The following is a 19,359-nucleotide window of genomic DNA, read 5'->3' as shown; positions in this document are numbered from 1 at the left end:
ACTGCGGCTTACCAGCTCTGAGTGGCCTTAAACTTCTCGATACCTTCTTTAATAGAAGCATCGATATCGTTATTAAAGTCACCCTTCTCATTGATCTTCGCCATTAATTCAGCGTAGTCACGTTTGAAGAAGGCCAACAAGGCTGCCTCGAAAGCACCCACTTTATTAACTTCTACGTCAGTCAAGAAGCCACGTTCAGCAGCATACAAAGACACAGACATATCAGCGATAGACATTGGTGCGTACTGTTTCTGCTTCATCAGCTCAGTCACACGTTGACCGTGCTCAAGCTGCTTACGCGTTGCTTCATCTAAGTCAGAAGCAAACTGAGCAAAGGCCGCCAATTCGCGGTACTGCGCCAGTGCGGTACGAATACCACCGGAAAGCTTCTTAATAATCTTAGTCTGAGCTGCACCACCAACACGCGATACCGAGATACCGGCGTTTACTGCTGGACGGATACCTGAGTTAAACATTGCTGACTCAAGGAAAATCTGACCATCAGTAATAGAAATTACGTTGGTTGGTACGAACGCTGATACGTCACCCGCCTGGGTTTCAATGATTGGCAGCGCGGTTAAAGAACCGGTTTTACCTTTCACTTCACCATTGGTGAATGCTTCAACGTACTCTTCAGATACACGTGATGCACGCTCCAACAAACGACTGTGGAGGTAGAACACGTCACCTGGGTACGCTTCACGTCCTGGTGGACGACGTAACAACAGAGAAATCTGACGGTAAGCAACAGCTTGTTTAGACAAGTCATCGTAAACGATCAACGCATCTTCACCACGGTCACGGAAGTATTCACCCATGGTGCAACCGGCGTATGGTGCTAAGTATTGCAGTGCAGCAGATTCAGATGCGCTTGCAGCAACCACGATGGTATTGCTCAGTGCACCCGCTTCTTCAAGTTTACGTACCACGTTAGCAATGGTTGATTGCTTCTGGCCAATGGCCACGTAGACGCACTTAATGCCGCTGTCTTTTTGGTTAATGATGGCATCGATAGCCAGAGCAGTTTTACCAATCTGACGGTCACCAATGATCAACTCACGCTGACCACGGCCTACAGGAATCATCGCATCGACAGATTTGTAACCTGTTTGTACAGGTTGATCTACCGACTTACGCCAAATTACGCCTGGTGCAACTTTCTCAACTGCATCAGTTAATTTGGTTTCGACTGGACCTTTGCCATCAATTGGATTACCCAATGCATCAACAACGCGGCCTAACAGTTCTGGACCAACCGGAACTTCAAGGATACGTCCTGTACATTTGGCGCTCATACCTTCGGTCAAACCGAAGAAGCTACCCAAGATTACAGCACCAACGGAGTCACGCTCCAAGTTGAGTGCCATACCAAAAATACCACCTGGGAATTCAATCATTTCACCGTACATTACATCGGCTAAGCCGTGGATACGTACGATACCGTCAGACAAGCTGACGATTGTGCCTTCATTACGGGCTTGCGCAGATACATCAAGCTTAGCAATACGCTGCTTGATGATCTCGCTAATCTCGGAAGGATTCAGTTGCTGCATGCCATGCCCCTCAAATCAGGATTTCAACGCTTCGGCTAACTTATTCAGTCTGCCGCGGATCGAACCGTCAATAACTAAGTCACCAGCACGAATGTGCAAACCGCCAATTAAAGCGGGATTTACAGTCGCTTTGGGTTCAACGGTACGATCAAGCCGCTTGGATAAGGCGGCAGCCAGTGTTTGGAGTTGTTCTGCGCTCAGTTCAAAAGCAGACTGTACTTCAACTTCTACGGTGCGATTTGCTTCAGCTTTAACAGCTTCAAAAATCTCTTGTACCGTAGGCAGTAAAGTCAAACGGCCATTCTCGCCAAGAACACGAAGAAAGTTGCCGAATGTTTCGTCGATATTGTCTTCGCACATTTGCTTTAGAAACGCGACCTTGCCTTCACGAGTGAGCTTAGGGTTAGCTAATTCACTAATAATGGCTGGCTCAGTTACCGCAGCAGCAGTTAATGCCAACATCGCAGACCAAGCGTCAACTTGACCTGCAGCCGAAGCAAACTCATAAGCTGCTTTTGCGTAAGGTCGAGCAAGCGTATTGATATTCAGCATCGCTTGCCTCGCTTAAAGTTGTGCGGCCAATTGTTCGACCAGTTGATTATGAGCGCTTGCATCCACAGATGAACCGAGGATTTGTTCCGCACCCGCAACCGCTAATACTGAAACTTGTGCACGAAGATCTTCTTTTACGCGATTCACTTCAAGGTCAATCTCTGTTTTCGCATTAGCAATCAAACGTTCACCTTCGGTGCGCGCAGTATGCTTAGCTTCTTCAACGATTTCACTTGCAGTTTTATTCGCTTTATCAAGAATTTCTAAAGCTGTTTTCTTCGTGTCACGCAACATTTCTGTCGCTTTTTCTTGAGCAAGTCTTAGATCGCGCTCAGCACGTCCAGCTGCATCTAAACCTTCAGCAATTTTCTTCTGGCGAGCATCCATGGCACCGGTAATCGGAGGCCATACAAACTTCATGCAAAACCAGACAAAAATAGCGAAGGCAATCAATTGACCAATAAGCGTCAAATTAATATTCACTGATCTACCTCATGCTATTTCGTTGTTTATCTTAAAGATAACTTCGCGCAGTAAAAATTTACTACGCGATGAAATCGCTAGATCAGCCTGCCATACCTGGAGCTACAACGAAAATCAGGTACATAGCCATACCAACACCAATCATTGGAACGGCGTCAAGCAGACCAGCCATGATGAAAGTTTTAGTTTGTAATTGTGGTGCCAATTCAGGCTGACGCGCTGTTGATTCAAGCAGTTTGCCACCTAAGATAGCAAAGCCCAGACCAGTTGCTAATGCGCCCATACCGAGGATGATGGCGGCAGCGATAATTACGATTTCCATAGTTACTCCTAGAGTTTTAAGTTTTCAAGTTTACAGTTAAAGTTTTTTGGATCAACGCCCGCTTTCGCGTCAATGGCTTTCTTCGTGGGCTGAACTCAGATAAACGATGGTCAGCACCATAAAGATAAAGGCCTGTAAAGGAATCACCAGAATATGGAAGATTGCCCATGGCCCATAAAGCGCCCACTGTACGTAAAACGGCAGTAGCGCAATTAGGATAAACACCACTTCACCAGCGTACATGTTACCAAACAGACGCAACGCAAGGCTTAATGGCTTGGTAAACAGACCCAATAACTCAAGGAACAAGTTAAACGGAATCAGCGACCAGTGTTTAAAAGGGGTAAACGATAGTTCCTTAACATAACCACCGGCGCCTTTAATCTTAATGCTATAGAACACAATTAAGAAGAATACACCAATAGAAATGCCGAACGTGGCGTTTGGATCAGCGGTAGGTACATACTTAAAGTATTCAATGCCTACTGCTGCAGCTAAAGTTGGAATCACATCAATTGGAATCCATTTTAAGCTGTTCATTAGCAAGATCCACATAAAAACGGTCAGTGCTAATGGAGCAATCAGTGCGCTACGACCGTAAAAGGTATCGCGAACCATATTTTGTACAAACTCAACAATCACTTCAACGAAGTTTTGCAGCCCTGTCGGCACCCCTTCATTGGCTTTAACAGCCACACGACGGAATAAAAACAGGAATATAAAACCCATCAGCAATGACATCGCCATGGTATCCACGTGGATCGCCATAAAGCCCATATCACTAGCTTGCTGCGCAGTTTCTGCAAACTGCCAAGTGCCATCTAACTTACCATAGGTAAGGTTTTGTAAGTGGTGCTGAATATATCCAACAGAGTCTTGTGCCATAAATGCCTCAACCGCTCAACGCTTTAGAAAGCTTTTCGTCAAAAGAAGTGATGTTGCAGAGGTCATCTGCACCAAAATATAACCAACGAACACGGCCAGCACGTTCAATGGCTTCACCCCCAAGAACAGCACTGCAAAAAGCACTGCTGTAAGAATTAACTTACCCATTTCACCAGCCCAAAATGACTGGACAATGACACCAATGGAACGCGCACCAAAGTATTGAAATGCTTTGTAGGTAAAATACACGTTCGGTATCAATGCAGTTAACCCGCCAAACCAGGCTGAGTACCCTGCTTGCCATCCTTGCAACAAGCAAAATAGCAATCCGATCAAAACAGTAACCACACCCTGCAGTATGATTACGCTAAACATGGGCTGTCGATGAAATGCAACTTTATTTCGATACGCCAATGTTATGCCTGATTCCTTCGCTATTTTTTCGATTTTAAAACGAATAGCAACAAAATTGCGCGCAGAGTATAGGTTGCTAACGCTGCCCATTCAACTGTCATCGCATATTTTACGACCAACAGCTATGATTTTTTAGCGAATATGCGCTAAAACACCCTGTAATTCTTCTAGAGTGCCATAACTGATAACCAGTTGGCCTTTACCTTTTTGACCCTGTTTAATTTGTACTTGTGTACCTAAACGTTCGGCTAATTTTAACTCTAAGCGTTTAACATCAGGATCAGGCGCAGCTTTTTCTTTTGCTGGCTTATCTTCCTGCATATTACGAACCAAAGCTTCGGTTTGTCTCACTGTTAAAGCTTTTGCGACAACGTGTCGCGCAGCCTCAACTTGATGCTCGGCGGGCAAGCCTAATATTGCACGGGCATGTCCCATTTCCAGATCACCATGGGCTAGCAAGGTCTTCACTTCATCGGGTAAACCGGTTAAGCGCAATAAGTTCGCCACGCTGGCTCGAGACTTACCCACAGCATTGGCAACTTCTTGCTGAGTCAGCTCAAATTCTTTTTGCAAGCGTTGTAAAGCAACAGCCTCTTCAATCGGATTTAAGTCTTCGCGCTGGATGTTCTCGATCAACGCCATCGCTATCGCAGCTTCATCGCTGACATCACGCACCAATGCTGGGATGGTTTTTAAACCTGCCAGTTTTGATGCGCGCCAGCGGCGTTCACCGGCAATAATTTCATAGGTATTTTTAGCAACTAAGCGCACCACGATAGGCTGCATGACGCCTTGTGCTTTGATCGATTGCGCCAACTCTTCAAGACTGGCCTGATCCATATCGCCACGTGGTTGATACTTACCACGTTGCACAGAGTCTAAACTAAGATGTTGCAACTCACTGGCATCGGCTTGCGCTGCTTGTTCTTGCAAGGTATTGGCCGTAGCACTGCTGAGTAACTCATCAAGTCCTCGTCCGAGACCGCGTTTTTTAACCGCCATAATAATTCCTTATGTGCGTGTTGAAGCACGCTGATTGGCGCGCTGGCGACGTGATAACTCGCCGGCGAGCGCTAAATAAGCTAATGCCCCACGCGATTGTTTATCGTAAGCCAAAACTGGCAAGCCATGACTGGGCGCTTCAGCTAAACGCACGTTACGTGGGATGACCGTGTCATACAGCGTATCGCCAAAGTGCTCTTTGAGCTGCTGTGAGACATCATTGGTCAAACTCAAACGCGGATCATACATGGTTCGTAAAATACCTTCTATTTGCAGCGCGGGATTAAGCTCTGCAGCAATCCTTTTGATACTGCCAATCAAGTCGGTTAATCCTTCTAGGGCAAAGTACTCGCATTGCATTGGGATAATCACGCCATCAGCGGCAACCAAAGCGTTGATCGTCAGCATGCTTAAAGATGGCGGGCAATCGATCAAAATATAATCATAATTGCCGCGCACTGGCTGCAAAGCATCCAATAAACGTCGTTCTTTGTTAGGTAAATCTAGCAACACCACTTCAGCAGCGGTTAAATCACGGTTGGAGGGTAATAACTGATAACCACCGTGCTCAGAAAACTGCATCACATCAATTAAGTCAGCGTCGCCGGTTAAAACATCTAACACTGAGTGCTGCAAACTGTGTTTATCAATACCACTGCCCATGGTGGCATTGCCTTGTGGATCAAGGTCAATCAACAGCACATGACGGCGCGTGGCAACTAAGGAGGCCGCCAAGTTAATACAGGTTGTGGTTTTACCGACACCGCCTTTCTGGTTGGCAATTGCCAAGACCTTGCCCATATTATCTCCTAAGTTATTGCTGACGCTGCAAGATCAATAAATGCCGCTGCCCTTGGCAACCTGGCACTTTAAGAATCTGACAACTGTCGAGTCGAAAATCCTCTGGCAATGCCTGCAACTCATCATCAGGATGCACGCCTTTCATCGCCAACCAATGGCTGTTTGTATCACCCAGATGACGTGTCCAATTGGTAAAATCTGCCAACGAACTGAATGCTCGCGAGATAATGCCAGAGAATGCACGTGCAGGGGTAAAGGCTTCAACGCGATTGTGGATAACTTCAAGGTTATCCAACTTTAACTCCAATTTAACCTGAGTTAAAAAGCGCGTTTTTTTACCGTTTGAATCCAGCAGAGTGAATTTGCGCTCGGGAAAAATAATAGCTAGCGGCACACCGGGCATACCGCCGCCACTGCCAACATCCAGCCAATCATTGCCATATTGTTCGACGTACTGAACAACACTAAGACTGTCGAGCAAATGCCGCGAGACCATTTCGTCAGGATTACGTACAGCGGTTAAGTTGTAAGCTTTATTCCACTTAATCAATAAACCTAAATACTGCAGCAATTGCTGTTGTTGCTGCTCAGTTAAAATCACACCAAGCTGCTGCGCACCCTCAATTAACTCTTGTGCATGCTGTGGACTGACGCTCATGAATCTGCTTGCTCCAAGTTATTGCTGGCTTTGCGCTTTTTCAAATGCACCATCAACAAAGAAACGGCGGCTTGAGTAACCCCAGGAATCCTTGATGCTTGGCCTAAAGTTTCTGGACGACCTGCAATAAGCTTTTGCTGAATTTCTTTGGATAAACCAGAAATCACTGCGTAGTCCATATCAATTGGTAACTTCACCGCTTCGCTGGCACGCATTTTCGCGATGTCGTCTAACTGGCGATCTAGGTAACCGGCATACTTGGTTTTGATTTCCAACTGTTCAGCAACGAGTTCATCTTCGATGCCGCCGCCTGTCACCGCAACCAAATCCAAATAGTTGACTTCTGGGCGGGCGAGCAAATTCAATAAATTGTATTCATGGGTCAGTGGCGTATTAAATTTCGCCATCACCGCTTCGCCCAATGGCGTACCAGGGCGCACCCAAGTGTCTTTTAGGCGTTGTTCTTCTTGCGCAATGGCTTCGCGTTTGGCTTCAAACACCGACCAGCGGTGATCATCGACTAAACCAATTTCTCGACCTTTTTCGGTTAAACGCATATCAGCGTTGTCTTCGCGCAAAATCAAACGGTATTCGGCGCGTGAAGTGAACATGCGATAGGGTTCTTGTGCACCGAGGGTGATTAAATCATCAATCAACACGCCTAAGTAGGCTTCGTCGCGGCGTGGGTGCCAGCTGTCTTTACCTTGAGAACGCAATGCTGCGTTACTACCAGCTAACAAACCTTGTACACCGGCTTCTTCGTAACCGGTGGTACCGTTGATTTGTCCAGCAAAGAATAAACCCTGAATCACTTTGGTTTCTAAACTGTATTTTAAATCGCGTGGATCAAAATAATCGTACTCAATGGCATAGCCTGGGCGAATGATATGCGCATTTTCCATCCCACGAATCGAATGAACCAGATCCAGTTGCACATCAAATGGCAAAGAGGTGGAAATACCATTTGGATACAACTCAGGGGTTTTTAAACCTTCTGGTTCTAAAAAGATTTGGTGGCTGTCTTTATCTGCAAAACGATGAATCTTATCCTCGATGGATGGGCAGTAACGTGGGCCAATGCCCTCAATTACACCGGCATACATCGGTGAGCGATCAAGGTTTTTAGCGATGATGTCATGGGTTTTGCTGTTGGTATGGGTAATCCAGCAACTCACCTGCTCAGGATGCTGCTCGCGACGGCCTAAAAATGACATCACGGGCAATGGTGTATCACCAGGTTGTTCGGTCATTACCGAAAAATCCACTGAACGTGCATCAATGCGCGGTGGCGTACCGGTTTTTAAGCGATCAATGCGTAAAGGTAACTCGCGCATACGTTGGGCTAAGGCATTGGCTGGTGGATCACCGGCACGGCCACCTGAATAATTCTGCATGCCGATATGGATCAAGCCACCGAGAAAGGTTCCTGTGGTTAATACCACGTTATCTGCATGAAAACGTAAGCCCATTTGCGTGACAGCACCGCGTACATGGTCGTTTTCAACAATTAAATCTTCAACTGCTTGTTGGAAAATCCACAGATTGGGTTGGTGCTCTAGCACTTCACGAATCGCTGCTTTGTAAAGAACACGGTCGGCTTGTGCACGAGTGGCACGTACGGCAGGTCCTTTACGGCTGTTCAGTATTCTAAATTGGATACCACTGAGGTCTGCTGCGGTAGCCATTGCGCCACCGAGGGCATCAATTTCTCTGACCAAATGGCTTTTACCGATGCCACCAATGGCTGGATTACAGCTCATCTGCCCGAGGGTTTCGATGTTGTGGGTCAGTAACAAGGTTTTTACGCCCATCCGTGCTGAAGCTAACGCAGCTTCAGTACCGGCGTGGCCGCCACCAATGACGATCACATCAAAACGGGAAGGATAATCCACCATACACCTCAGGATTTTAGCTAAAAACGGATGAACTCAGCGCTGCAGTCGTTATTAATCACGATTCTGCAGTTTCAATAAGGCTATTGGTTTTGCCGATAGCGAGTTCTAAGACCGCAATAGTATAGATTTTTGCGCAGCTTTGCAGAAGGTTTCATCGCTTGGCTTGTGCTCTTCGCTAAACGGTAAGCTAAACAGATATAAATAAAGAAGAAAGATATAAAGCTTATTTTTAATGCTATTACTACTGAGCCTGTTTTTTGTTGATAACTCAATTAAATCCTTTATATTCAATACCTTACAAAACAAATAAGGCTGTTGGTAAGCACCTATAAGAATGCTGGATAAGCCCGTTAAGCTTGTGGACAAAGCAGTGACTTATCCACAGGGGCGTTTGTACACAGCTTTTAGCTGCTCTTATCAACCGAGCTTAACGCCAGTTCTCCACAGGGCTTAAGGCTGAAAATAAATTTAAAAAGTACTGTTATCATGGTTTTTATCGTACAAAAGACTTCGATACGGCTTGAAAGATTGGATACGAGGACGGGGATGGTCATACAGATATGTGCTGAGGCAAGAATATAAAACGCTGATAGTGAGCACTTATGGGCTTGTAATCACTATAGAAAGGGGAAGAAAACTGCTAAACGAAGCAAGCCTCAAGGACTGAAGCTTGCTGTATTACGGGGATAATCGCTAAAAATAAGCTGTATTTATTATGATTTATTTACCAATACAAAAACTTGAAAAAATTCGTCCTAGCAAATCATCGGCGCTAAATTCACCGGTGATTTCGCCCAACGCTTGTTGCGCCATACGTAAATCTTCCGCTAATAATTCACCGGCGCTGGCTTGAGTCAATTGCTGATAGCCGTTTTCCAGATAGTTTTCTGCTTGTCTAAGCGCATCTAAATGTCGACGTCGAGCACTGAAGCTGCTTTCTGCGGTTTGGCTGTAACCCATGCAGTTTTTTAGATGCTCACGTAGCAACTCCAAGCCCTCACCACTGCGTGCACAGAGGTTAATCGTGACATGGCCATCTGTGTTGCTGTGCATCTCGACAGGCTCGCCAGATAGGTCGACCTTATTGCGAATTAACGTGACCTTCTCAGGATTGGGTGTGCTGTCTAAAAACTCTGGCCACAAAGCAAAGGGATCATTGGCTTCAGCTGAATTGGCATCCACCACGAGCAAAATTCGATCAGCCTCATTGATCGCTTTTAACGCACGCTCCACCCCGATTTTTTCAACTTGATCGGCAGTATTGCGTAAACCTGCAGTGTCAGTGACATGCAAGGGCATACCATCAATATGGATATGCTCGCGTAAAATATCCCGTGTAGTGCCTTCAATATCAGTCACAATCGCCGCTTCATAACCAGCCAGACTATTGAGCAAACTAGATTTTCCGGCATTGGGTCGGCCAGCAATCACCACGCTCATGCCATCACGCAATAGCGCACCTTGGCCTGCTTCACGTACGACTTCTTTAAGCTCTTTTTGCACAGCAATCAGTAGCTGTAAAATATGGCCATCAGCTAAAAAGTCGATTTCTTCTTCTGGGAAATCAATCGCTGCTTCCACATAAATACGTAAAGCAATCAACTGCTCAGTCAGTGCATTGACGCGCTTGGAAAACACTCCTTGCAAGGAGCGTAAAGCATTGCGTGCGGCTTGAGTTGAACTGGCTTCAATTAAGTCAGCAATGGCTTCAGCTTGGGCTAAATCGAGTTTATCGTTGAGAAAAGCCCGCTCACTAAATTCACCTGGACGCGCTAAGCGAGCACCGAGTTCGACGCAGCGTTGTAATAACATGTCCAAAACTACCGGCCCGCCGTGACCTTGCAACTCAAGAACATCTTCACCGGTAAAGGAATTAGGGCCGGCGAAGTATAGGGCCAAACCTTCGTCCAAAGCCTGTTGCTGCTCTGCATAAAAAGGACCGTAATGGGCATAGCGTGGTTTTAATTCACGGCCAGTCATTTGTTCGGCAATCTGCTTGGCCAATTGACCCGAGACTCGAACAATCCCTACCCCGCCGCGGCCTTGTGCTGTTGCAATAGCGGCAATAGTGTCACGCGACATAGGCATAACGATTTCCTCAACAGTAATCAGAAAGCACAACGCCCCTAAAAAGGGGCGTTGTGAACTCGGTTGGTTCGACTAACCTGCGTTAGCGGCCGCCATTGATTTTTCAATCTTACGAGTAATGTACCATTGTTGACCAATGGACAGGAGGTTGTTGACCACCCAGTACAGTACCAGTCCAGCCGGGAACCATAGGAAGAAGAAGGTAAAGATAATCGGCAATAGCTTCATAACCTTAGCTTGCATTGGGTCCGGCGGTGTTGGGTTGAGTTGTTGTTGTACAAACATACTCAAGCCCATGATGATTGGCAGAATAAAGTATGGGTCTTTACTGGATAAGTCTGTTAACCAGAACATCCAAGGTGCTTGACGCATTTCTACGCTTTCTAGCAATACCCAGTACAAGGAAAGGAAGACTGGCATCTGCACTAAGATTGGTAAGCAACCACCGAGCGGGTTGATCTTCTCTTTTTTGTACAGTTCCATCATGCCTTGTGACAGTTTTTGACGATCACCCGCATGTTCTTCTTTCAGTGCGGCCATTCTCGGAGCAACAGCACGCATGCGCGCCATTGATTTGTAGCTGGCGGCTGATAGTGGGAAGAATGCCAACTTAATTAAAATGGTCAGAACAATAATTGACCAACCCCAGTTGCCTAAAATGCTGTGGATAACACCCAATAACCAGAAAATAGGCTGGGCGATAAACCAAAGAAAACCGTAGTCAACTGTTAGCTCAAGACCCGGAGAAAGAGCCTTGAGATGGCTTTGAATTTTAGGACCAGCATACAACGTCGCATTGGCTTGAGCATGCTCACCCGGCGCGATATTCATCGCTGGGCTGGTGTAACCAATGATGTAGTTGCCTTTGCTGTCTTTACGGGTTGTTACTTGATTGGTTTGTTCTGGGTTTGCGACCCATGCAGTCACAAAGTAGTGCTGTAACCAAGCAACCCAGCCACCTTCAATGGCTTGATTAAACTTTTTATCATCCATATTGCTCATGGATAATTTTTTGTAGGGCTCATCAGGTGTCCACAAGGCCGCACCTAAGTAGGTGGCAGTGCCGGTTGCGGTCGTTGATGAAGGATCGCCTTGGCCATCACGCTTGAGTTGGGCAAATAAATTACCTTTCCACTCACGGTCGCTCTGGTTATCCACAAGGTAAGTTAAATCAATTTGGTAGGCTTGCTGATTAATACATTCAAGCTTGCGCTGGCTGATTTCACGCTCTGAGCATTCGCTGCTCAAACCACGGTGAAAAGTAAAACGCTTGGTGTAACTGACACCGTTCTCTTGGAAAGACAGGTCAACGTTAAGTTGATCTTGGCCATCTTGCAAAGTGAAGTTTTGTTGGTTAGCACTGTACAAAGGACGGCCGCTGGGACGTGCATCAGGACCATTGGTACCGACTAAACCACTTTGTGCAACGTAGACACGCTCATTGCTGTTTTCAAACAATTGCAATGGAATATCAGGATTAGAAGCATTGCGTGGGTATTGGCTGAGCTTTAACTCAACAATATCACCGCCATTAGGGTCAATGGCCAACTGCAATACATCAGTTTGTACGATGATTAAATTATTGCTAACAGCGTTATTAGCAAGTGTAGGGTCTTGCGTAAGTTCATTAACGGCAATCGGTAAGTCATCTTGACTGGCAGCCGGCATTGGATTGCTGGGTGAGTCATTGATTTGATTACTTGATGCTTGCTGATTAGCAGAACTCGAATATGTCGCTGCAGCAGTTACTGGTGCCTGGCCGTAGTCTTGGTTCCATTGAAGAACCATCATGTAAGACACAACAGCTAAGGCAACGAGTAGGATCGTACGTTGGATATCCATAGTTACTCGGCCGTAGAAGATGAATAAGGGGAAGGAGGAACGGGATCAAAACCACCCTCATTCCAAGGGTGACAACGTCCCAATCGTCGCATAGCTAACCAGCCACCACGCATCGCACCATGTAGCTCAATGGCTTCAATGGCGTAACACGAACAACTGGGATAAAAGCGACAATGGCTAGCCATCATTGGACTGATTGCATAGCGATAAAACTTAATTGGCAAGATCACCAATTTACGCATTGGTAGTGCCTGCTGAATCAGCAATAGCTGTTTGTAATGCAGATTGACGTTGGCGTGCCAAGCGTTTCAACATTTTATCGAACTGCTGTCGTAGCTCAATATTAGACAAATCAGCAATACCCCTGCGGGCGACAATAACGATATCTACGCCATTCAAAATATCTTGATTATGACGAAAAGACTCTCGTATTTGGCGTTTTATTCTATTGCGCTCAACTGCAAGTTTTACGCTTTTTTTACCAATAACCAACCCGAGACGTGGATGTTCGAGTTGGTTTTCACGAGCAAGTAACAAGACATTTTTGCCTGGTACTTTATTCGATGATGAATCAAAGACAGCTTTGAACTGCTGAGGTGTCAGCAGGCGCTTCTCGCGGCCAAAGGCCAGATTCATGCTGTGCTCGACTGGATTATGCGCTCAGACGCTTACGGCCTTTTGCACGACGACGCTGAATAACTGCGCGACCGCCGACTGTTGCCATACGTGCGCGGAAACCGTGGTTACGAGCGCGTTTTAGTGTGCTTGGTTGGAATGTACGTTTCATGATTCGCTACCTGGTGACTTCTTTGGGCAAAAGGGGGCCCGAAGTGGTCCCCGTTAAATAGACCCGCAATTCTATTGAAAGCTGAGCCTTAGGTCAATTATCTCTGGCATTTGTTTACACATTCTTGCTTTCTTTCTGGTGTTGCTTTCTCAAATGCATCTTTTTAGCTAAACAAGAATAAATGTATATATGTATATAAAGCTTATTCTTACTGCTATTACTAAGCAGCCTTTTTTTGTTGATAAGCTGATTAATTCTTTTAAAAACAATAGTTTACAAGTTTTTTATAGCTGTGCCGATCAGGTGTTCAAGCTGTGTCATAGAGGTCAATAGCCTGTGGATAAACAGGTGACTTATCCACAGGCGGTTTCTTACCAAGGTTATCAACAGTGTTTGGGCTAGGGTTTAAGTGTGCTTCTCCACAGGGTTTAGATCGCTAAATTTGTTGTTTTAACTTAAAAAAACAACGACCAAAAAGCCACACAGGCATACCAAAGCACTGCTGAGCGCACTAAAAGAAGCCATATTTGCTCCAAACTGGCGGTACCTTTTTCCCCAGTTAGGTCATTTTCTACTTCAATAGCAGCACGCCCCGTTTGGCTTAAGAGGTTGTCAGCAGGCTCTGTTAAGCACAGTAGGTGATGCATCAGGGCACGATTAACTAAGATGAAGTTACCGATTAAGGCAAAGCTGGCGCTCAGAAGACGCGCGGGCAGCCAATCTAGAACATGCAAGGTGCGGGTTGCGATCCCAGCGAGCGCTGGCTGTTGTGCTTGTTCTGCTGTGAGCACCAAAAGGCGGTAGCTCAGTGCTGCTAAGGGGCCGCCGATCAGGTAATAAAATATGACTGCAAAAAAACCTTGGAAACCTTGCCAAAGTAAATGTCCTTGTACGGCCTGGATGAGGCCAGCGGGGTCTTCCGATTGAATCAGTAGATCACGCTGCGCAGCAAGGCTAGCCGCTTGAGTATCTTGTCGGCGCCAAGCATCACGAAAAGGTCCCAGTGACCCGCGCACATCACCACGGGTTAAGCTGTAAAGAACCACTGCTAAATGCACTGGAATTAATAGCAGGCCGTATAGCAAGGGTTTTAAAACCACTAGGGTCAGCGCTAAACCAAGAATAGGTAAACTTAGCGCCAGTATTAACGCCAAGCTGCTGTGCTTGGGTAAGAGTTTTGCGCTGCGCTGCAGTTGTGCATACCACCAGCGGTCTTTTTGTAGTGTGGCGCGCCAATGCGACATTTTTTCAATCAAAATGGCTAGCATTAAGACTAGAAAGCTCATGATCTTTCTCCTAGATGTTTGGCCTGTAAGCGTTGCCAAATAAATGCAGGACCTGGGTCTGTTTTACGTTCTGGGGCGATATCACTGTGCCCACAAATTCGATCAGGGGTGATCAGTGGGTAATGCTTGGTTAATTCATTTACCAATTGGTTGAGACTTTGATATTGCGCATCGCTATAGGCTTGATCATCGACCCCCTCAAGTTCAATGCCCAGTGAGAAATCATTGCAGTTTTTTCTGTGCATAAATTCAGAGATGCCCGCATGCCATGCCCTATCCTTACAGCTAACAAACTGAGTGATAGCGCCTTCTCGACTGATAAAAAAGTGTGCGGATACTTTTAAACCTTCTAAGTCAGTGAAGTAAGGATGAGCATCAATAGGCAGTTGATTGGTAAATAACGCTTCCACCATGCCAGTGCCAAACTGACCTGGTGGCAAACTGATGTTATGCATGACCAGTAAAGAGATTTCAGCGTTTGGTCTAGCATTATGATTTTCAGAGGGTAAATGCTTTGCGCCGTTAAGCCAACCCGTTGCTGTGTCTAGGGTCAAAGACTGTGAGGATTGCATAAAATTTCCTGTCGCAGATGGCTGCCTATGCGTATTAGGTTATTGAGCTTGGTAATGCTTTGCATTATTTCAAGCAATGATAACTTAGACAGTAATAACAGTATTTGCCATAGAGGCAAACCTATTAAACTTTTTGCACAATAGTTGGATATTTGAACAGGGTATGCAGGGCTCGATTGAGCGATAAAAACGAACTGTGGATAAGTTTTCTAAAATAATTAAGGCCGCAAAAGCGGCCTTAATTATTTATAGGTTAGAAGGATTAATCTTGGTGATACTTGGCAGACAAATCATGCACCGCATTGATAAATGCGCCAGCATTCTCTGGTTTCACTTCTGGAGTGATGCCGTGGCCAAGGTTAAAGATATGACCTGGGCCATTCCCGTAACTTTCTAGGATACGGCCGACTTCTTTTTCAATCGCAGCTGGGTTGGCATACAGAACTGTAGGGTCCATGTTGCCCTGTAGAGCAACTTTGTCACCGACACGCTGACGTGCCACACCGAGATCACAGGTCCAGTCTAAGCCTAGAGCTTCAACGCCAGTAGCAGCCATTGACTCAAGCCACAGACCACCACCTTTAGTGAATAGAATCACTGGGACACGGCGGCCTTCATGCTCGCGGATTAGACCGTTGACGATTTTCTGCATATACGCCAGTGAGAACTCTTGGTAAGCCGCTGACGATAGGCTACCGCCCCAGCTATCAAATATCTGTACGGCTTGTGCGCCAGCAAGAATTTGCGCGTTGAGGTAGCTGGTGACCGACTGTGCTAGCTTATCCAGCAGCATGTGCATCGCTTTTGGATCATCGTAGAGCAACGCTTTACTTTTGCGGAAGTCTTTTGATGAGCCGCCTTCGACCATATAAGTGGCCAGCGTCCAAGGGCTGCCTGCGAAACCAATCAAAGGTACGCGACCATTCAGCTCTTTACGAATGGTACGAACCGCATTCATTACATAACCCAGATCCTTTTCTGGATCAGGAATAGGTAAGGCTTCAATCGCTTCGGCTGTATCGACAACTTTTCTAAAACGAGGGCCCTCACCTGTTTCAAAATATAACCCTAAGCCCATGGCATCTGGGATGGTTAAGATATCTGAAAAAAGAATCGCAGCATCTAATGGATAGCGATCCAGTGGCTGCAAAGTAACTTCGCAAGCGATCTCGGCGTTCATGCATAAGTCCATAAAACCGCCGGCACGGGCGCGGCTGGCTCTATACTCAGGCAAGTAACGACCCGCTTGACGCATCATCCACACTGGCGTGACATCAACCGGCTGTTTGAGCAGGGCGCGGAGAAAACGATCATTTTTCAGAGCAGTCATATTAGCGTCCATTAAAAATTAATAGGCTATTGTCGCAAATTTGCGCACAAAAGGCACGGTACAACAAATAGACCGTGCGCTTGGCTTGATTAGCATCAACTGCACACGGGTGTTGCATAAGCTGTTAGTTTAGCGCATAGCGTATTTTTAAGCATATGCACGAGGAATTCGAAATGCATCATTCAACCATAGATAACCAACAATTTGTCGCTGCAGGTGGCTTGTCTGTTACTTCAGCAGAAGCTTTGCATCGATTGTCACAGCACAATATTTACCCACCCTTCCCCGATAACTATCAGTATGCGTTATTGGCGATGGGCTGTTTTTGGGGCGCTGAGCGGCGTTTCTGGCAGCAAGTTGGAGTCTGGGTTACTGCCGTTGGCTATGCAGGTGGGCAGAGCAAAAATCCAAATTACCAAGATGTGTGCAGTGGCTTGACGGGGCATACCGAGGCGGTGTTGGTGGTGTTTGATCCTGCACAAGTGAGTTTTGCTGAGCTGTTAGAGGTGTTTTGGCAAGCGCATGATCCAACTCAGGGCATGCGCCAAGGTAATGATGTGGGCAGTCAGTATCGATCAGCCATTTATTGCATGGATCAGCAGCAGCTTGAACAGGCAGAAGAAAGTTGTCGCCACTACCAAGCCCGTTTAGATGCAGCAGGACGTGGACAGATTACGACCGAGATCAGTTTGGCGCCGGTGTTTTATTACGCAGAAGATATGCATCAGCAGTATTTAGTGCAGAACCCGAATGGCTATTGCGGCCTGCGCGGTACTGGTGTGCTGTACTGATTTGAGTGGGGTAGAAATTAAAAACCCCGCGTGAGCGGGGTTTGCAGACTGTCTCCTGACATCCTTGTAATTGGCCAGCTTGGCCTTAACCATCTATCCATTATAGTTAAATGCAATCCATCGTAAATCCTTGGCGGCCATTCTAGTTGAGTGATGGCAATCACACAGCAGGTGAAAGACCCTGCGCAATGTAAGTAAATGCTTACATTGCGCAGTTTGGCGACAGTCTAAGAGTATGACGCGTTAGAACTGTGCTGCATCCAGCAGGTACAAGGATTCGCTACCGGCTTTAACCGAGCTGCTCAGCGACTGAGTGCGTGGTAATAAACGCGCAAAGAAGAAGCGTGCGGTGCCCATTTTGCTGGCATAGAAATCATCTTCTTGCTCTTTGCCTTGTGCGGCACGCGCCATTAATGCCCACATGTAAGCGTAAGCGGTGTAACCAAAGACTTGCAGGTATTCAACCGATGCTGCGCCAATCTCATTTGGATTGTTTTTCGCTTCAGCCAATAACCAAGCGGTTAAATCATCAAGGTTTTCAATCGCAGCTTTAAGTGGCGTGGTGAATTCAGCCAGCTTGCTATCCGCCGATGAGATAAAGGCTTTCACTTCATTAGAGAAGTGCTGGTAGAACGCGCCGCCATTACCAACAATTTTACGACCGGCTAAATCCAGCGACTGGATACCGTTAGTACCTTCGTAAATCTGCGTGATACGGCAATCGCGGATCAGCTGCTCTTGGCCCCACTCACGAATAAAACCGTGACCACCAAAGATTTGTTGACCGTGAATGGTCGACTCTAAACCGACATCGGTTAAGAAGGCTTTGGCAATCGGTGTAAGCAATGCCACCAGTTCTTCAGCGCGCTTACTGGCTTCTGCTTCTTCGCTGTACTTAGCAATATCCAACTGCATAGCTACGTAGCTAGAGAACGCCCGACCGCCTTCATTCAAGGCTTTCATGGTTAACAGCATGCGGCGTACGTCTGGGTGCACAATGATTGGATCAGCTTGCTTGTCTTGTGCGACTGGTCCGGTTGGTGCACGGCTTTGAATACGGTCTTTCGCGTATTCAATGGCGCTCTGGTAAGAACGCTCACCCAATGATAAACCTTGGATACCTACGCCCAGACGCTCGTAGTTCATCATAGTGAACATGGCGGCCAAACCTTTGTTTGGGGCATCAATGATGTAACCGGTGGCGTTATCAAAATTCATTACGCAAGTGGCGGAACCTTTGATACCCATTTTGTGCTCAATTGAGCCGCATGACAGGCTGTTGCGCTCACCGAGTGAACCATCATCATTAACCATCAGTTTAGGTACTAAAAACAGTGAAATACCTTTGGCACCGGCTGGCGCATCAGGCAGTTTTGCCAGTACCAGGTGGATGATGTTTTCGGTTAAATCATGTTCGCCACCGGTAATAAAGATTTTCGTACCGGTTACTTTGTAGCTGCCATCGGCTTGTGGTTCTGCTTTGGTGCGGATCATGCCCAAGTCAGTACCTGCATGCGGTTCGGTTAAGCACATCGAGCCTGCCCAAGTGCCGCCGTACATATTCGGTAGGTATTTTTCTTTCAGTTCTTCGCTCGCATGTGCATGAATTGATAAGCATGCACCGGCGGTCAGCATTGGGTATAAACCAAATGACAGGTTAGCCGAGTTGATCATTTCTTCGATTTGCGCGGTGATCATTTTTGGCATGCCCATGCCGCCAAACTGTGGATCACCACCGACACCAACCCAACCGCCTTCGGCATAGGTGTTATAGGCTTCGATAAAACCTGCTGGTGTGGTTACGACGCCATCATTCCAGCTGCAACCTTCTTCGTCGCCACTGCGGTTGGTGGGCGCAATTGAACCTGCAGCAACTTTGCCAGCTTCTTCTAAGATAGCCGCTGCTGTTTCATCATCAACAGTCTCTGCTAAGGCTGGTAGTTGTGCCCAAAGCTTACCCGCTTCGAACACTTCGTTGAGTACAAAACTCATATCACGTAAAGGTGCTTTATAGTCGGCCATGCGGCATTCCTCTTGATTAACGCTCGTTCAGCGGCGCAGTTACACAACGCAAGGCAATGTGTTGGTAAGCAACGGT

General features: G+C 46.6%; 20 protein-coding genes. 1 reads left to right on the top strand and 19 read right to left on the bottom strand.

Going from position 1 to position 19,359, the window contains the following annotated elements; genetic code table 11:
* Nucleotides 1–8: 8 nt before the first annotated feature.
* The 18 genes from atpA to hemE all read right to left on the bottom strand — a co-directional run bounded on the left by atpA (nt 9) and on the right by hemE (nt 16,470).
* On the bottom strand, nt 9–1,553 hold the full coding sequence (atpA, locus tag H591_RS0111205) for a F0F1 ATP synthase subunit alpha (RefSeq protein ID WP_022967055.1): 1,545 nt from the start codon (nt 1,551–1,553) through the stop codon (nt 9–11).
* Between the two features lie 15 nt (nt 1,554–1,568).
* A complete protein-coding gene (locus H591_RS0111200; protein ID WP_022967054.1) occupies nt 1,569–2,105 on the bottom strand; it encodes a F0F1 ATP synthase subunit delta in 537 nt (178 codons plus the stop codon).
* A 12-nt stretch (nt 2,106–2,117) separates the two neighbouring features.
* Entirely contained in the window at nt 2,118–2,588 is a 471-nt protein-coding gene (locus H591_RS0111195) for a F0F1 ATP synthase subunit B (RefSeq protein ID WP_022967053.1), read from the bottom strand.
* Nucleotides 2,589–2,670: 82 nt separating this feature from the next.
* Nucleotides 2,671–2,910, bottom strand: a complete 240-nt coding sequence (gene atpE, locus H591_RS0111190) for a F0F1 ATP synthase subunit C (RefSeq protein WP_022967052.1) — start codon at nt 2,908–2,910, stop codon at nt 2,671–2,673.
* A gap of 69 nt (nt 2,911–2,979) precedes the next feature.
* Nucleotides 2,980–3,795, bottom strand: coding sequence for a F0F1 ATP synthase subunit A (atpB, locus tag H591_RS0111185; protein WP_022967051.1), 816 nt, complete (start codon nt 3,793–3,795; stop codon nt 2,980–2,982).
* A 15-nt stretch (nt 3,796–3,810) separates the two neighbouring features.
* On the bottom strand, nt 3,811–4,170 hold the full coding sequence (locus H591_RS0111180) for a F0F1 ATP synthase subunit I (RefSeq protein WP_051145839.1): 360 nt from the start codon (nt 4,168–4,170) through the stop codon (nt 3,811–3,813).
* 171 nt (nt 4,171–4,341) lie between these two features.
* Nucleotides 4,342–5,211, bottom strand: a complete 870-nt coding sequence (locus H591_RS0111175; protein ID WP_022967049.1) for a ParB/RepB/Spo0J family partition protein — start codon at nt 5,209–5,211, stop codon at nt 4,342–4,344.
* 9 nt (nt 5,212–5,220) lie between these two features.
* On the bottom strand, nt 5,221–6,012 hold the full coding sequence (locus H591_RS0111170; RefSeq protein ID WP_022967048.1) for a ParA family protein: 792 nt from the start codon (nt 6,010–6,012) through the stop codon (nt 5,221–5,223).
* A 13-nt stretch (nt 6,013–6,025) separates the two neighbouring features.
* Nucleotides 6,026–6,670 (bottom strand): 16S rRNA (guanine(527)-N(7))-methyltransferase RsmG, encoded by a 645-nt coding sequence (gene rsmG, locus H591_RS0111165; RefSeq protein WP_022967047.1) that lies wholly within the window; start codon nt 6,668–6,670, stop codon nt 6,026–6,028.
* Entirely contained in the window at nt 6,667–8,562 is a 1,896-nt protein-coding gene (gene mnmG / locus H591_RS0111160) for a tRNA uridine-5-carboxymethylaminomethyl(34) synthesis enzyme MnmG (RefSeq protein WP_028244373.1), read from the bottom strand. The genes rsmG and mnmG overlap by 4 nt, the downstream gene beginning before the upstream one ends.
* Nucleotides 8,563–9,285: 723 nt before the next feature.
* Nucleotides 9,286–10,653: a tRNA uridine-5-carboxymethylaminomethyl(34) synthesis GTPase MnmE gene (mnmE, locus tag H591_RS0111155; RefSeq protein WP_022967045.1), complete on the bottom strand. Its 1,368-nt coding sequence runs from the start codon at nt 10,651–10,653 to the stop codon at nt 9,286–9,288.
* 72 nt (nt 10,654–10,725) lie between these two features.
* Nucleotides 10,726–12,495 (bottom strand): membrane protein insertase YidC, encoded by a 1,770-nt coding sequence (gene yidC / locus H591_RS0111150; protein WP_022967044.1) that lies wholly within the window; start codon nt 12,493–12,495, stop codon nt 10,726–10,728.
* A gap of 2 nt (nt 12,496–12,497) precedes the next feature.
* Nucleotides 12,498–12,737, bottom strand: coding sequence for a membrane protein insertion efficiency factor YidD (yidD, locus tag H591_RS0111145; protein WP_022967043.1), 240 nt, complete (start codon nt 12,735–12,737; stop codon nt 12,498–12,500).
* Nucleotides 12,730–13,131, bottom strand: coding sequence for a ribonuclease P protein component (gene rnpA, locus H591_RS0111140; RefSeq protein WP_022967042.1), 402 nt, complete (start codon nt 13,129–13,131; stop codon nt 12,730–12,732). The genes yidD and rnpA overlap by 8 nt, the downstream gene beginning before the upstream one ends.
* A 16-nt stretch (nt 13,132–13,147) precedes the next feature.
* A complete protein-coding gene (gene rpmH, locus H591_RS0111135; protein WP_022967041.1) occupies nt 13,148–13,282 on the bottom strand; it encodes a 50S ribosomal protein L34 in 135 nt (44 codons plus the stop codon).
* Between the two features lie 455 nt (nt 13,283–13,737).
* Nucleotides 13,738–14,568 carry a regulatory signaling modulator protein AmpE gene (gene ampE / locus H591_RS0111130; RefSeq protein WP_022967040.1) on the bottom strand — a complete coding sequence of 277 codons (831 nt, stop codon included), beginning with the start codon at nt 14,566–14,568 and terminating at the stop codon, nt 13,738–13,740.
* The gene (gene ampD / locus H591_RS0111125; RefSeq protein ID WP_028244372.1) at nt 14,565–15,122 is read right to left on the bottom strand and encodes a 1,6-anhydro-N-acetylmuramyl-L-alanine amidase AmpD; all 558 of its coding nucleotides are present in this window, start codon (nt 15,120–15,122) and stop codon (nt 14,565–14,567) included. Before ampD ends, ampE begins: the two co-directional genes overlap by 4 nt.
* Before the next feature lie 280 nt (nt 15,123–15,402).
* The gene (gene hemE, locus H591_RS0111120; RefSeq protein WP_022967038.1) at nt 15,403–16,470 is read right to left on the bottom strand and encodes a uroporphyrinogen decarboxylase; all 1,068 of its coding nucleotides are present in this window, start codon (nt 16,468–16,470) and stop codon (nt 15,403–15,405) included.
* A 155-nt stretch (nt 16,471–16,625) separates the two neighbouring features.
* Here hemE and msrA point away from each other — a divergent pair, with 155 nt between their 5' ends.
* Nucleotides 16,626–17,261, top strand: a complete 636-nt coding sequence (gene msrA, locus H591_RS15350) for a peptide-methionine (S)-S-oxide reductase MsrA (RefSeq protein WP_084702678.1) — start codon at nt 16,626–16,628, stop codon at nt 17,259–17,261.
* Nucleotides 17,262–17,504: 243 nt separating this feature from the next.
* Here the strand turns inward: msrA and H591_RS0111110 are convergent, their stop codons facing one another.
* Nucleotides 17,505–19,283: an acyl-CoA dehydrogenase C-terminal domain-containing protein gene (locus tag H591_RS0111110; RefSeq protein WP_022967036.1), complete on the bottom strand. Its 1,779-nt coding sequence runs from the start codon at nt 19,281–19,283 to the stop codon at nt 17,505–17,507.
* Between the last annotated feature and the right edge of the window lie 76 nt (nt 19,284–19,359).

This window comes from Denitrificimonas caeni DSM 24390 (assembly GCF_000421765.1).
Lineage (GTDB): Bacteria > Pseudomonadota > Gammaproteobacteria > Pseudomonadales > Pseudomonadaceae > Denitrificimonas > Denitrificimonas caeni.
The sequence above is the reverse complement of the archived record's forward strand: the minus strand, read 5'-3'. Positions and strand labels throughout refer to the sequence as shown.

Coding starts and splice junctions, on each gene's coding strand:
- yidD (WP_022967043.1), bottom strand. CDS start 12,737: ATGCGTAAATTGGTGATCTTGCCAATTAAGTTTTATCGCTATGCAATC.
- H591_RS0111170 (WP_022967048.1), bottom strand. CDS start 6,012: ATGGGCAAGGTCTTGGCAATTGCCAACCAGAAAGGCGGTGTCGGTAAA.
- yidC (WP_022967044.1), bottom strand. CDS start 12,495: ATGGATATCCAACGTACGATCCTACTCGTTGCCTTAGCTGTTGTGTCT.
- H591_RS0111175 (WP_022967049.1), bottom strand. CDS start 5,211: ATGGCGGTTAAAAAACGCGGTCTCGGACGAGGACTTGATGAGTTACTC.
- msrA (WP_084702678.1), top strand. CDS start 16,626: ATGCACGAGGAATTCGAAATGCATCATTCAACCATAGATAACCAACAA.
- rnpA (WP_022967042.1), bottom strand. CDS start 13,131: ATGAATCTGGCCTTTGGCCGCGAGAAGCGCCTGCTGACACCTCAGCAG.
- rpmH (WP_022967041.1), bottom strand. CDS start 13,282: ATGAAACGTACATTCCAACCAAGCACACTAAAACGCGCTCGTAACCAC.
- atpB (WP_022967051.1), bottom strand. CDS start 3,795: ATGGCACAAGACTCTGTTGGATATATTCAGCACCACTTACAAAACCTT.
- atpE (WP_022967052.1), bottom strand. CDS start 2,910: ATGGAAATCGTAATTATCGCTGCCGCCATCATCCTCGGTATGGGCGCA.
- H591_RS0111180 (WP_051145839.1), bottom strand. CDS start 4,170: ATGTTTAGCGTAATCATACTGCAGGGTGTGGTTACTGTTTTGATCGGA.
- H591_RS0111110 (WP_022967036.1), bottom strand. CDS start 19,283: ATGGCCGACTATAAAGCACCTTTACGTGATATGAGTTTTGTACTCAAC.
- atpA (WP_022967055.1), bottom strand. CDS start 1,553: ATGCAGCAACTGAATCCTTCCGAGATTAGCGAGATCATCAAGCAGCGT.
- ampE (WP_022967040.1), bottom strand. CDS start 14,568: ATGAGCTTTCTAGTCTTAATGCTAGCCATTTTGATTGAAAAAATGTCG.
- H591_RS0111200 (WP_022967054.1), bottom strand. CDS start 2,105: ATGCTGAATATCAATACGCTTGCTCGACCTTACGCAAAAGCAGCTTAT.
- mnmE (WP_022967045.1), bottom strand. CDS start 10,653: ATGCCTATGTCGCGTGACACTATTGCCGCTATTGCAACAGCACAAGGC.
- rsmG (WP_022967047.1), bottom strand. CDS start 6,670: ATGAGCGTCAGTCCACAGCATGCACAAGAGTTAATTGAGGGTGCGCAG.
- hemE (WP_022967038.1), bottom strand. CDS start 16,470: ATGACTGCTCTGAAAAATGATCGTTTTCTCCGCGCCCTGCTCAAACAG.